The 12822-nt window shown below is 71.1% G+C and carries 10 protein-coding genes and 1 tRNA gene; 3 read left to right on the top strand and 8 right to left on the bottom strand.

The annotated features are described in order from the left end of the window. Nucleotides 1-1032, top strand: coding sequence for a LacI family DNA-binding transcriptional regulator (locus tag OG710_RS09130; RefSeq protein ID WP_330238869.1), 1032 nt, complete (start codon nucleotides 1-3; stop codon nucleotides 1030-1032). 30 nt (nucleotides 1033-1062) lie between these two features. Here OG710_RS09130 and OG710_RS09125 read toward each other — a convergent pair whose 3' ends face one another. From OG710_RS09125 to OG710_RS09110, 4 genes are all read right to left on the bottom strand, one after another. Beyond that, nucleotides 1063-2592 carry an FMN-binding glutamate synthase family protein gene (locus OG710_RS09125; protein ID WP_330238868.1) on the bottom strand — a complete coding sequence of 510 codons (1530 nt, stop codon included), beginning with the start codon at nucleotides 2590-2592 and terminating at the stop codon, nucleotides 1063-1065. 84 nt (nucleotides 2593-2676) lie between these two features. After that, nucleotides 2677-2749, bottom strand: a tRNA-His gene (locus tag OG710_RS09120). Between the two features lie 114 nt (nucleotides 2750-2863). Further along, complete coding sequence (orn, locus tag OG710_RS09115) at nucleotides 2864-3466, bottom strand: oligoribonuclease (RefSeq protein ID WP_330238867.1); 603 nt, start codon at nucleotides 3464-3466, stop codon at nucleotides 2864-2866. Between the two features lie 10 nt (nucleotides 3467-3476). Beyond that, nucleotides 3477-4697, bottom strand: coding sequence for a helix-turn-helix domain-containing protein (locus tag OG710_RS09110; RefSeq protein ID WP_330238866.1), 1221 nt, complete (start codon nucleotides 4695-4697; stop codon nucleotides 3477-3479). Nucleotides 4698-5598: 901 nt separating this feature from the next. Between OG710_RS09110 and OG710_RS09105 the strand changes: the two genes are divergently transcribed. Continuing rightward, on the top strand, nucleotides 5599-6120 hold the full coding sequence (locus tag OG710_RS09105) for a universal stress protein (protein WP_239223135.1): 522 nt from the start codon (nucleotides 5599-5601) through the stop codon (nucleotides 6118-6120). A 120-nt stretch (nucleotides 6121-6240) separates the two neighbouring features. Here OG710_RS09105 and glmS read toward each other — a convergent pair whose 3' ends face one another. Further along, nucleotides 6241-8070, bottom strand: coding sequence for a glutamine--fructose-6-phosphate transaminase (isomerizing) (glmS, locus tag OG710_RS09100; protein ID WP_330238865.1), 1830 nt, complete (start codon nucleotides 8068-8070; stop codon nucleotides 6241-6243). Nucleotides 8071-8123: 53 nt separating this feature from the next. Then, a complete protein-coding gene (locus OG710_RS09095) occupies nucleotides 8124-8399 on the bottom strand; it encodes a hypothetical protein (protein ID WP_111331378.1) in 276 nt (91 codons plus the stop codon). Nucleotides 8400-8746: 347 nt separating this feature from the next. Between OG710_RS09095 and OG710_RS09090 the strand changes: the two genes are divergently transcribed. Continuing rightward, nucleotides 8747-10396, top strand: a complete 1650-nt coding sequence (locus OG710_RS09090) for a beta-N-acetylhexosaminidase (RefSeq protein WP_330238864.1) — start codon at nucleotides 8747-8749, stop codon at nucleotides 10394-10396. 72 nt (nucleotides 10397-10468) lie between these two features. Here OG710_RS09090 and OG710_RS09085 read toward each other — a convergent pair whose 3' ends face one another. Both OG710_RS09085 and OG710_RS09080 read right to left on the bottom strand, forming a co-directional pair. Further along, nucleotides 10469-11455, bottom strand: coding sequence for an ABC transporter substrate-binding protein (locus OG710_RS09085; RefSeq protein WP_443064322.1), 987 nt, complete (start codon nucleotides 11453-11455; stop codon nucleotides 10469-10471). A 198-nt stretch (nucleotides 11456-11653) separates the two neighbouring features. Then, nucleotides 11654-12820, bottom strand: a complete 1167-nt coding sequence (locus OG710_RS09080; RefSeq protein WP_330238862.1) for an acyl-CoA dehydrogenase family protein — start codon at nucleotides 12818-12820, stop codon at nucleotides 11654-11656. Nucleotides 12821-12822 lie beyond the last annotated feature (2 nt).

Raw genomic sequence — 12822 nt, 5'->3', positions numbered from 1 at the left:
ATGACGGCATCGCGAGTACGGAGCGGGGGCCGGCCCACGCTCGAAGAGGTCGCGGCGCGGGCGGGAGTGGGGCGGGGCACGGCCTCGCGCGTGATCAACGGATCGCCGCGGGTCAGCGCCCACACCAGGGAGGCGGTCGAGGCGGCCGTCGCCGAGCTGGGCTACGTGCCCAACCGCGCGGCCCGTGCGCTGGCCGGCAACCGCACGGACGCCATAGCGCTCGTCGTCCCCGAGTCCGAGAGCCGCTTCTTCGCCGAACCGTACTTCTCCGACATCGTGCGCGGGGTCGGCGCCGCCCTGGCCGACACGGACATGCAGCTGCTGCTCACCCTCGTCGGCAGCGACCGCGAACGCCGCAGGCTCGCCCAGTACCTCACCGCGCACCGCGTGGACGGTGTACTGCTCGTCTCCGTGCACGCCGACGACCCGCTGCCCGATCTGCTCGAACAGCTCGGCATGCCCGCCGTCATGAACGGCCGCAGATCCGCCGCCGAATCGCTCTCCTCGGTCGACTCGGACAACTTCGAGGGCGCCCGCGGCGCGGTGGAGCACCTGGTCTCGCGCGGCCGGCGCACCATCGCCACCATCACCGGCCGGCTCGACGTCTACGCCTCCCAGAGCCGCCTGGACGGCTACCGACAGGCCGTCAGCGACGCGGGCCTGGAGCCCGACGAACGGCTCGTCGCCCCCGCCGACTTCTCCGAGGAGGGCGGTGCCCGGGCCATGCGCGACCTGCTCGCCCGCCGCCCCGACGTGGACGCGGTCTTCGCCGCCTCCGACGTGATGGCCGCCGGCGCCCGCCAGGTCCTGCGCGAGGCCGGCCGCCGCATCCCGGACGACGTCGCCCTGATCGGCTTCGACGACTCGGCCGTCGCCCGTCACATGGACCCGGCTCTCACCAGCGTGCGCCAGCCGATCGAGGAGATGGGCCGCACCATGACCCGGCTGCTGCTCGACATGATCGCCGGGGAGAACGCGGACCGGGCCCAGATCGTGCTTCCCACGGAACTGGTGGTCCGCGACTCCTCGTGAGTCACGCGTCGCCGCGGCGGGCGCCGCCGCTCAGGAGCGGTCCTCCGGGGCCGCGAGCAGTGCGGTGATCTCCTCGGCGGCCTCCGGCGAGAGGGCGCCCCAGCCTTCCTTGTAGCCGTAGACGCTCGCCAGCCCCCGCGCCTCGTAGTCGCCGTTGAGGATCTCGATGTCGTCCGTGGTGATGAGGCCGGGGTGGGCGACGCCCACGGCGGAGGACACCTTGAGGAGTTCCTTGCGCAGGGTGCGGAGGTAGACGGCGGCGCGGGTGGCCTTGGAGGGGGCGTCGACGCCGCGCACCAGCCAGGGGTCCTGGGTGGCGATGCCGGTGGGGCACTTGTCGGTGTGGCACTTCTGGGCCTGGATGCAGCCGATGGAGAGCATGGCCTCGCGGGCGACGTTGATCATGTCGACGCCGAGGGCGAAGGCGACCACGGCGTTCTCGGGCAGGCCGAGCTTGCCGGAGCCGATGAAGGTGATGTCGTCGGTGAGGCCCCGCTCGGCGAAGGCGCCGTAGACGCGGGAGAAGCCCATGCGGAAGGGCAGGGACACCGAGTCCGAGAAGATCAGCGGAGCGGCCCCGGTGCCGCCCTCGCCGCCGTCCACGGTCACGAAGTCGACGCCGCGGTCGCCCCGCGCCATCAGGGTGGCCAGCTCCTCCCAGAAGCCCATCTCGCCCACGGCGCTCTTGATCCCGACGGGCAGCCCGGTCTCCTCGGCGAGCAGCTCCACGAAGTCGAGCATCGAGTCGACGTCGTGGAACGCGGTGTGCCGGGAGGGCGACGCGCAGTCCTTGCCGGCCGGGATGCCGCGGATCTCCGCGATCTCGGGGGTGACCTTCGCCGCGGGCAGCAGCCCGCCGAGCCCCGGCTTGGCGCCCTGCGAGAGCTTGATCTCGATCGCCCTGACCGGGGCGCCCGCGACGACCTGCTTGAGCCTGTCGAGGCTGAAGGCGCCGTTCTCGTCGCGGCAGCCGAAGTACGAGGTTCCGATCTGGAGGATCAGGTCGCCCCCGTTGCGGTGGTACGGGGAGAGGCCGCCCTCGCCGGTGTTCTGGAGGGCGCCCGCCAGACCGGCGCCCTTGTTCAGGGCGGTGATGGCCGCGCCCGACAGCGATCCGAAGCTCATCGCCGAGATGTTCACCACGCTCGCCGGGCGGAACGCCTTGGCGCGCCCGCGCGGGCCGCCCAGCACCTTGGCGGAGGGCAGCGGGGCCTGCGGGTCGTGGAGGTCGGGCAGCGGTCCGGCGAACGTCCGCTGCTTCACGTACGCGTGCCCCTGGACGTGCTCCACGTCCATGTCGGTGCCGAAGCCGAAGTAGTTGTTCTCCTCCTTGGCGGAGGCGTAGATCCAGGTGCGCTGGTCGCGGCTGAAGGGGCGCTCCTCCTCGTTGGAGGTCACGACGTACTGCCGCAGCTCGGGACCGATCCGCTCCAGCAGATACCGGGCGTGGCCGACCACGGGGAAGTTCCTGAGCAGCGCGTGCTTCTTCTGCACCAGGTCGCGGACTGCCACCAGCGCCACGGCCGCCGCCGCGGCCGTGCCGATACTCCGGGCGCGCATGAACGTTCCTCTCGTCTACTGCGGGACGGTCCGAGCATAGAGAAGGGCCGGTTCGCCCATGCGAACCGGCCCTTCAACGATCAGGGTGAGTAACGGGACTCGAACCCGCGACATCCTGGACCACAACCAGGTGCTCTACCATCTGAGCTATACCCACCGCGTCCGGTCGTTTCCGACCGGCCGAGAAAAAGTGTACAGGGTCCGGGAGGGTGCTCGCGCACTCATTACCCGGCGGTGGGTCACGGCCCTCGGAAGGGCCGTGACCAGGGGTTCAGTCGTGGGGCCCGGAGACCCGTGCCGCGACGGCCCTCGCCTGCTCCGAGTCCGGGCCGGGCTGCGGGACGAAGACCGCCTCGCGGTAGTACCGCAGCTCGGTGATGGAGTCGCGGATGTCCGCGAGCGCCCGGTGGTTGCCGTTCTTCTCCGGGCTGTTGAAGTACGCCCTCGGGTACCAGCGGCGGGCCAGTTCCTTGACCGAGGAGACATCGACGATCCGGTAGTGGAGGTAGCCCTCCAGGAGCGGCATGTCACGGGAGAGGAAGCCGCGGTCGGTCCCCACCGAGTTTCCGCACAGCGGGGCCTTGCCCGGCTCCTTCACGTGCTCGCGGACATAGGCGAGGACCTGTTCCTCGGCGTCGGCCAGCGTCGTGCCGCCGGCCAGCTCGTCGAGAAGGCCCGAGGCGGTGTGCATCTGCCGCACCACCTCGGGCATGGTCTCCAGCGCCGCGTCCGGCGGGCGGATCACGACGTCCACCCCTTCGCCGAGCACGTTCAACTCCGAGTCGGTGACCAGGGCGGCCACCTCGATGAGTGCGTCTTCCGCCAGCGAGAGCCCGGTCATCTCGCAGTCGATCCACACCATGCGGTCGTTCATGCGACCTACATTACGGGGCGCTTCGCTGTCCGGGCAGGGCCGGGCGGCCGGTGGCGAATACGTCGGTGGCCGCCTTGCCGTGGTCCGGGCGGGCCGTGTCCAGTGCCGCGGGTGCGGCGGCGGACGGGCCCGCGACGGCGGCCCGGCGGTTCCCGGCGGAGCCCTGGGCGGGCACCGCCACCTCCGTCACCACGACCGGCTCCGGCACCCCGCCCTGCGGACGACGGGCCCGGTAGGCGGCCCGGTACGCGGCGGGGGAGGAGCCGAGCTGGCGGCGGAAGTGCCCGCGCAGCGCGACCGGGGAACGGAAGCCGCAGCGGCCCGCGACCTCGTCGACCGAGTAGTCCGACGTCTCCAGGAGGCGCTGTGCCTGAAGCACCCGCTGGGTGATCAGCCACTGCAGCGGCGCGCTTCCGGTGAGTGAGCGGAACCTCCGGTCGAAGGTCCGCCGGCTCATGTAGGCGCGCGCGGCGAGCGTCTCCACGTCGAACTGCTCGTGGAGGTGCTCCAGCGCCCAGGCGACGACCTCGGCGAGCGGGTCGGAGCCGATTTCCTCCGGTAAAGACCTGTCGAGGTAGCGCTCCTGGCCGCCACTGCGCCGGGGCGGCACGACGAGCCGGCGGGCCAGTGCCCCGGCGGCCTCCGTGCCGTGGTCCGAGCGGACTATGTGCAGGCAGAGGTCGATGCCGGCCGCCGTCCCGGCGGAGGTGAGCACGTCGCCGTCGTCGACGAACAGCTCGCGCGGATCGACGTGCACCGACGGGTAGCGCTTGGCCAGCGTCGGCGCGTACATCCAGTGCGTGGTCGCGGGGCGGCCGTCCAGCAGCCCGGCGGCGGCCAGTACGAAGGCCCCGGTGCACAGCCCGACGATGCGGGCGCCCTCCTCGTGGGCGCGGCGCAGCGCCTCCAGGGCTTCCAGGGGCGGCGGCGAGGTGATCGAGCGCCAGGCGGGCACCACGACGGTGCCGGCTCTGCTGATCGCCTCCAGCCCGTAGGGCGCGGTCAGTTCGAGGCCACCGGTGGTGCGCAGGGGCCCTTCTTCACCGCTGCACACGAGCAACCGGTAGCGCGGAACTCCCGCGTCCTGGCGGTCGATTCCGAACACCGACAGCGGGATGGAGCTCTCGAAGATGGGGCCACCGCTGAACAGCAGCACGGCGACGACTTCCCGGCGTCGTCGTCCGCCCAGCTTCCGTACAGCCTCCGTTGCGGTGGCGGAGTCCTGGCTCATGACGCTAAGCCCCCCTCGGTGTTCGCGTCTTCCTGGTCCTTACGGGCCTGTCGCACCTGCACATGTCCCCTCGGTCGTGCACGAGTCCCCGGCCTTCGACGCCCAAGATCGAATCTACTGCGTCCCGTGGTGCCGTCGTGACAAGTTCACCAACCGGCTCATTGTCGACAAGGCAACCTGGCGGGAAGCGTTCGATCACGAAGCGTTTCACTCACAGGTCGTGCAGGGAAGTGCGCCCGGCGTTCATGGCCCGTCCCCATTGGGCGGAAGCGTACCGCGCGGTCTCTTCCTGCCTGGTGGCAAGGGGGTTGATCGGCCATTTCGACAAGGAATGGACCGGTCCCAGAAGTTGGCTGAAAATGTACGGTCGCGTGTGCGGAAATCAGTCGTTCTACCGGCGCACGACCCGAGGTGCCTGTGCGCCCCCGTGCGCCCCCTCGCTGGGCGGGGCGGGCATCGGGCGGGTCCGACGCGCCCGGCGGCGCGACGGCCGGAGGGGGGCCGCCGGATACCGTTCACCGGCCACGGCCGCCGGCAATCCGCGCGGTCGGTTCCGGACGGCACGCCGCATCCGCCCGGCTCCCCCGGAAGGGTGGGTTCCGGTACGCCGGGGCGACGCCCGTACCGGCCTCCCGGAGCCGCTCGCGCCGGGCGCCGGAAGGGGACCGGGCGGTGGCCGGTACGTCTGTGTACGGGGCAACCGGCATTGCCAGACGGGCCCGGTCTCGGGCATGCTCCGGAAAACGCCGCATGCGCCGTGCACGGTGCGGGCAATGGAGGAATGGGGCCGTACCCTTGGGGGTAAGGGGTTGGGAAGATGATTCCCGGACACCACGACACCGCCCGCTGACGCACCTTCCACGTCGCTCTCCTCACGAGGACTCTCTTCGCCGAGACACCGATGGCCGGTCACGAAATCCCCGAACCCGCGGACCGCAAGCAGGTAGCCGACCCCGTGTCGGACCCGCTGGCGGCCGAACAAGAGCGCCGTCCCTGCGATCCCGCCTTCCGGCATGGGGTCGTCGTCGGCTTCGACGGCTCGACCTCCAGCGAGCGGGCCCTCGCCTACGCGATCGGCATGTCCCGCCGGACGGGCTCCGGGCTGATCATCGTGCATGTCGCCAACCGGCTGCCGACCACCGTCTGGGCGGGCTGCGAGCCCCCCGTCTTCGTGGACGTCCCGGACCACCGCACCGAGGTGCTCGGCCTGGAACTGGCCTGCGCGGACTACCTCGCCGAGGTGCCCTGGGTGCTCGTGGAGCGCGGCGGCGACATCTGCCACGAACTGGAGGAGGTCGGCCGGGAGTACTCGGCCGACGCGATCGTCGTGGGCTCCACGCACGGCCTGGTCGGCAAGCTCTTCGGCTCGGTGGCCGGCCGGTTGGCCCGCCGCGCGCAGCGGCCCGTCGTCGTCATCCCGTGACGCCCCGGACGCGGCCCGTGACGGCGCCGCCGGCGCGTTCGCGCCACCTCCGCGCAACCGGAAGCGGCCCCGCCGTCACCTCCCGTGACCGCGGGGCCGCTCCGCGCGACGCGGGCCCGCCTACTCGACGGTGACGGACTTCGCCAGGTTGCGCGGCTTGTCGATGTCCCGGCCCATGGCCAGCGCCGTGTGGTACGCGAAGAGCTGGAGCGGGATGCCCATCAGGATCGGGTCCAGCTCGTTCTCGTTCTTCGGCACGACGATGGTGTGGTCGGCCTTCTCCTGGACCTGGTGGGCCACGGCGAGGATGCGGCCGCTGCGGGCCTTGATCTCCTCCATCGCGGCGCGGTTCTTCTCCAGCAGGTCGTCGTCCGGCACGATGGCCACGGTCGGCATCGCGGGCTCGATCAGCGCCAGCGGACCGTGCTTCAGCTCGGAGGCCGGGTACGCCTCGGCGTGGATGTACGAGACCTCCTTGAGCTTCAGCGACGCCTCGCGGGCCACCGGATAGCCGCGCACGCGCCCGATGAACATCATCGACTTCGCGTCCGCGTACTCGGCGGCCAGCCGCTTGATCTCGTCCTCGCCCGCCAGGATCTCGCTGATCTGGGCGGGCAGCCTGCGCAGGCCGTCGATGATCCGCTTGCCGTCCGCCACCGACAGGTCCCGGATGCGGCCCAGGTGCAGGGCGAGCAGCGCGAAGGCCACCACGGTGTTGGTGAAGCACTTGGTGGAGACCACGCAGACCTCGGGCCCGGCGTGCACATACGTACCGCCGTCCGCCTCGCGGGCGATCGCCGAACCGACCACGTTGACCACGCCCAGCACCCGCGCGCCCTTGCGCTTCAGCTCCTGGACGGCCGCCAGCACGTCGTACGTCTCGCCGGACTGGGACACCGCGACGTACAGCGTGTCGGGGTCCACGACCGGGTTGCGGTAGCGGAACTCTGAGGCGGGCTCGGCGTCCGCGGGGATGCGGGCCAGCTCCTCGATCAGCTGGGCGCCGATCTGGCCCGCGTGGTACGAGGTGCCGCAGCCCAGGATCTTGATGCGGCGGACCCCGCGCGCCTCGCGGGCGTCCAGGTTGAGGCCGCCCAGGTGCACCGTGGAGAACCGGTCGTCGATCCGGCCGCGCAGCACCCGGTCGACGGCGTCCGCCTGTTCGGAGATCTCCTTGTGCATGTACGTGTCGTGGCCGCCCATGTCGTACGACTCGGCCTCCCACTCCACGGTGGTCGGCGTGGCCGTCGTGGTCGAGCCCTCCGTGGTGTACGTGCGGAAGTCGTCGGCCTTGAGGGTGGCCATCTCGCCGTCGTCGAGGGTGACTACCTGGCGGGTGTGGGCGACCAGGGCGGCGACGTCGGAGGCGACGAACATCTCCTTCTCGCCGATGCCGAGGACGACCGGCGAGCCGTTGCGGGCCACCACGATGCGGTCGTGGAAGTCGGCGTGCAGGACGGCGATGCCGTAGGTGCCCTCGACGGAGCGCAGCGCCTCGCGGACCTTCTCCTCCAGCGTCGCGGCCTGCGAGCGGGCGATCAGGTGGACCAGCACCTCGGTGTCGGTCTCGGAGAGGAACACGACGCCCTCGGCGGTCAGCCGGGCGCGCAGTTCGGCGGCGTTGTCGATGATCCCGTTGTGCACGACGGCGACCCGGCCCGAGGCGTCCAGGTGCGGGTGGGCGTTCTCGTCGCTGGGGGCGCCGTGGGTGGCCCAGCGGGTGTGGGCGATCCCGGTCGTCCCGGCGAAGCGCTTGGGCACCCGGGACTCCAGCTCGCGGACCCGGCCCTTGGCCTTGACCGACTTCAGCGCGGCGGGCTTCCCGGCCGCGGGCTTTCCGGTGATCACGATGCCGGCGGAGTCGTAACCGCGGTACTCCAGCCGCTGCAGGCCCTCCAGCAGCAGCGGGGCCACGTCACGCTTTCCGATGTATCCGACGATTCCGCACATGAAGAGTTCTGTCCTCCGTCGTGAAGTAAGGGGTACCCGGCCGGGAGGCGGCCTCAGCCGTAGACGATGCGGCGCAGCTGGCGGAGCGAGAGCTCCGGCGGCGCGACCGCGCGGTGCGGCAGTTCGGCCGCGATCCGCTCGAAGATCTCCGCGTTCACCAGTCCGCCCGCCTGCAGTTCGCGGTGGCGGCGGCGCACGAAGACTTCGGTCGTCTCGTCGAAGTACGCCAGGACGTCGAGGATCACCCGCGCGGCTTCACCGCGGGGGAGCGCGGTGCTGCGCACCACGTGGTCAATGAGGTCGTCGTACGACGAGCGGCGTTCGAGCACCCGTCGATATTGCTGCGGACGGGGGTCGAGCGCAACAATCCTGCCCGATTTCGGGCAGGGGATGGGGCTAGTGGTCCTCTTTTCTCTGACTTGGGTGGATTGCGCGGGGGTGATTCGGGGGCTCGGGAAGGGGCTCGCGCGGTAGTGGTCGGAGCCAACGGGGTGAAGTCCCGCATACGGCGCAAAACGCCCCCGAGGCGCCTGGGTGACCAACGCCGGGAAGTGGTCTACACCTTGACCAGCCGTAAGGCGCGCGGTACGCATGGCGACGGTGCCGGGGGCGACGGCCCCGGCAGCGATCGCGAAGGAACCGGCAGAGTGACCCCCCGAAGAAAGGGACCAGGCTTGTGAGACTGCACACGGCCCGGCTCAGTGCCCTTCCCCGACTGCTCGGCTCGCTGCTGCTCGTCGCGGCGGCCGGCCTCTCCAGCGCGTGCGTCGCCCCCGAGGCGTCCGCCGCGGACTCCGACGCGGCCGCCCGGGCCCTGAGACCGCTGGGCCAGGTGGTGCCCGCCCCGGCCTCGGTCAGGCCCGGCGGCGAACCGTATCTCCTCACCCCGTCCACCAGCATCCGGACCACCCCGTCCTCCGGCGACGCCCGCCGGATCGGCGACTACCTCGCGGACGTGCTGCGCCCCTCCACCGGGTTCGCCCTGCCGGTCACGGACCGGGACGCCGCCGACGGCATCCGGCTCAGGATCGACCCGCGCGCCGGCGGCCTCGGCGCGGAGGGCTACACCCTCACCGCCACGAGCCGCTCCGTCACCATCACCGCCCGGAAGGCCGCAGGGCTCTTCCACGGCGTCCAGACGCTGCGTCAGCTGTTCCCGGCACGGGTGGAGCGCGACAGTCCGCAGAAGGGCCCCTGGCGGGTCTCCGGCGGCACGATCACCGACACCCCGCGCTACGCGTACCGGGGCGCGATGCTCGACGTCTCGCGCCACTTCTTCTCGGTGGACGAGGTCAAGCGCTACATCGACCAGGTCGCGCAGTACAAGATCAACACCTTCCACCTCCACCTCTCCGACGACCAGGGCTGGCGCATCGCCGTGGACTCCTGGCCGAAGCTGGCCACGTACGGCGGCTCCACCGAGGTCGGCGGCGGGCCCGGCGGGTACTACACCAAGGCCCAGTACAAGGAGATCGTCCGGTACGCGGCGTCCCGCTATCTGGAGGTCGTCCCGGAGATCGACCTGCCCGGCCACACCAACGCCGCCCTCGCCTCGTACGCCGAGCTGAACTGCGACGGGGTCGCGCCGCCGCTCTACACCGGCATCAAGGTCGGGTTCAGCTCCCTGTGCGCGGGCAAGGACGTGACGTACGACTTCATCGACGACGTCGTCCGCGAGGTGGCCGCGCTCACGCCCGGCCGCTACCTCCACATCGGCGGCGACGAGGCGCACTCCACCAGTCACGAGGACTACACCGAGATCATGGACCGCGCCCAGGCGGTCGTCGGCGCGTACGGGAAGACCGTGATGGGCTGGCACCAGCTGACCGGGGCGGACCCGGTCAAGGGCGCGGTCGCGCAGTACTGGGGCTACGACCGGACCAGCGCGGCGGACCGGCAGCAGGTGGTGGACGCGGCGAAGAACGGCACCAGGCTGGTGCTCTCCCCGGCGGACCGGATCTACCTCGACATGAAGTACAACGACGAGACCGAACTGGGTCTCAAGTGGGCCGGTCTGGTCGAGGTCCGGCGCTCCTACGACTGGGACCCGGCGACCTACCTCACCGGCGCCCCGGCGGACGCCGTGCTCGGCGTCGAGGCGCCGATGTGGACGGAGACGCTGGACGACAGCGACGACCTCGACGCGATGGCGTTCCCCCGGCTGCCCGGCGCCGCGGAGCTGGGCTGGTCGCCGGCCTCGACGCACGACTGGGACACGTACAAGGTGCGGCTCGCCGGGCTCGGGGAGCGGTTCACCGCCCAGGGCATCGACTACTACCGCTCGCCGCAGGTGCCGTGGCCGGCCTCGGAGACGACCGGGGGCTGAGACGGGGACCGGAACGGCGGCGTCCGGCGGTCCGGGGCGATGTGTCCCGGACCGCCGGACGGCCTCGGTGGGTCAGGCGACCTTCTTGGCGTTCTCGATGGCCTTCGCCAGGTCCTCCAGGATCGGCGCGCACTTGTCGTAGCTGTAGATCGGCTCGGTGGTGCGGGGGATCACCTGGCCGGCCTTGACGGCGGGCAGCTGGTTCCAGGTCGGCTTGGCGGTCAGCGCCTCGGGCTGAAGCGCCGAGGAGCGGTTGTCCATCATGATGATGTCGGCGTCGTACTTGCCGACGTTCTCCCAGCTCAGCTCCTCGAAGAAGCCCGCCGCGTTCACCTTGGGCTCGACGAACCTCACGCCCAGCTCCTGGAAGTACAGGGTGTCGGCGGACATCTTGGCGAGCGAGACGTAGAACAGGTCCTGGCTGGCCGAGCCGACCATGACCCTGATCTCCGGCTTGGACTTCGCGGCGGCGCGCAGCCGGGCGGCGGCCTTCTCGAAGCGGGTCTTCGCCTCGGTGACCGCCGCCGACTTCACATCGGCGCCGAGCGAGGCCGCCAGGTCCTCGTGGCGCTGGATGGCCTTGGGGACGGTGGTCTCGGCGGCCCACAGGGCGACGCTCGGGGCCAGCTGGAGGATCTTGTCCTTGGACTGGTCCGGCACGTACCAGAGGGCGTCCTTCTCCCACATCGCCGTGACCAGCAGCTCGGGGCCGAGCTCCGCGTACTTCTCGACGTTGAACTCGCCCCAGACGTTGCCCAGGATCTCCACCTTGTCGATGTCCAGGTCGCCGGCCTGCACATCGGGCTTGCCGTCCTTGGTCTTCGTCGGCCCGAAGACCGCCTTCACCTCGATGCCGTAGTCGTGCAGGGCGGCGGCGACCCCGGTGAAGGCGACGATGTTCTTCGGGACGGACTTGGCCTCGGCGACCTTGCCCCGGTCGTCCTCGAACTTCCACGGCCCGGTGTTCCCGCCCTTGGACTCGGCGGCGGCGGAGTCCTTCGCGTCGCCGTCACCGCCGCAGGCCGCGAGCACGGCGCCGAGGCCGACGGCGCCTCCCATGGCCAGCAGGCCGCGGCGGGTGGGACGGGACACGCGTGAGGTGCTCATGACGGAATCCGCTTTCGTACGCGCCGAAGACCGGCGGGTGACACGTTAAAGGAAGGTTAGCCTAACCTGCCTTGCGGTCCGCCCGCCGGTCCACCTCTCCGTCCGGCCGGTCCGCCTCTCCGCCCGTCCGTCCCGCCGTCTGTCCGTCCGTCAGGCCTGGAGGCCGAGTTCGCGGGCGATCAGCATGCGCTGCACCTCGCTGGTGCCCTCGCCGATCTCCAGGATCTTGGAGTCCCGCCACATCCTGGCCACCGGGTACTCGTTCATGAAGCCGTAGCCGCCGTGGATCTGGGTCGCCTCGCGGGCGTTGTCCACGGCCACGGTCGAGGAGTACAGCTTGGCGATCGCCGCCTCCTTCTTGAACGGCTCGTCCGCCAGCAGCCGGGACGCCGCGTCCCGCCAGCCGATGCGGGCCATGTGCGCGCGCATCTCCATGTCCGCGATCTTGAACTGGATCGCCTGGTTGGCTCCGATCGGCTTCCCGAACGCGTGCCGCTCGGCGGCGTACTTCACCGACTCGTCCACACAGCCCTGCGCCAGGCCCGTCGAGAGCGCCGCGATGGCGATGCGGCCCTCGTCCAGGATGCGCAGGAACTGCGCGTAGCCCCGGCCCTCCTCGCCCAGCAGGTTCTCCAGCGGAACGCGGACGTCGGAGAAGGACAGCTCGCGGGTGTCCGAGGCGTTCCAGCCGACCTTGGAGTAGGGGGCGGCCACCGTGAAGCCGGGGGTGCCGGACGGGACGATGATGGACGAGATCAGCGGGGCGCCGTTCTCCTTGCGGCCGGTCACCGCCGTCACCGTCACCAACTCGGTGATGTCCGTACCGGAGTTGGTGATGAAGCACTTGGAGCCGTTGATCACCCACTCGCCGGTGGCGTCGTCGCGCACGGCGGTCGTACGGGTGCCGCCCGCGTCCGAACCGCCGTCCGGCTCGGTCAGGCCGAACGCGCCCAGCGCCTCGCCCGAGCACAGCTTCGGCAGCCAGCGCCGCTTCTGCTCCTCGGTGCCGAAGCGGTACACCGGCATCGCGCCCAGCGACACCCCGGCCTCCAGCGTGATCGCCACCGAGGAGTCGACGCGGGCCAGCTCCTCCAGGGCGATGCCGAGCGCGAGGTAGTCGCCGCCCATCCCGCCGTACTCCTCCGGGAACGGCAGCCCGAACAGGCCCATCCGCCCCATCTCGCGCACGATCTCGTACGGGAACTCGTGCCGCTCGTAGAAGTCGCCGATCTTCGGGGCGACGACGTCGTGCGCGAACTCCTCGACGGTGCGCCGCAGTTCCTCGTGCTCGGCGGTCAGCCGGTGGTCCAGGGACATGG

Origin of the sequence: Streptomyces sp. NBC_00525 (assembly GCF_036346595.1) — a bacterium.
In the GTDB taxonomy this organism is placed as follows: domain Bacteria; phylum Actinomycetota; class Actinomycetes; order Streptomycetales; family Streptomycetaceae; genus Streptomyces.
Note: the sequence above shows the minus strand (reverse complement) of the source record. Positions and strands in the feature narration are given on the sequence as shown.

Excerpts from the sequence above, each read along its gene's own strand:
- OG710_RS09130 (WP_330238869.1), top strand. The coding sequence starts at position 1 with ATGACGGCATCGCGAGTACGGAGCGGGGGCCGGCCCACGCTCGAAGAG.
- OG710_RS09125 (WP_330238868.1), bottom strand. The coding sequence starts at position 2,592 with ATGCGCGCCCGGAGTATCGGCACGGCCGCGGCGGCGGCCGTGGCGCTG.
- orn (WP_330238867.1), bottom strand. The coding sequence starts at position 3,466 with ATGAACGACCGCATGGTGTGGATCGACTGCGAGATGACCGGGCTCTCG.
- OG710_RS09110 (WP_330238866.1), bottom strand. The coding sequence starts at position 4,697 with ATGAGCCAGGACTCCGCCACCGCAACGGAGGCTGTACGGAAGCTGGGC.
- OG710_RS09105 (WP_239223135.1), top strand. The coding sequence starts at position 5,599 with ATGGCCGGTCACGAAATCCCCGAACCCGCGGACCGCAAGCAGGTAGCC.
- glmS (WP_330238865.1), bottom strand. The coding sequence starts at position 8,070 with ATGTGCGGAATCGTCGGATACATCGGAAAGCGTGACGTGGCCCCGCTG.
- OG710_RS09085 (WP_443064322.1), bottom strand. The coding sequence starts at position 11,455 with ATGGGAGGCGCCGTCGGCCTCGGCGCCGTGCTCGCGGCCTGCGGCGGT.
- OG710_RS09080 (WP_330238862.1), bottom strand. The coding sequence starts at position 12,820 with ATGTCCCTGGACCACCGGCTGACCGCCGAGCACGAGGAACTGCGGCGC.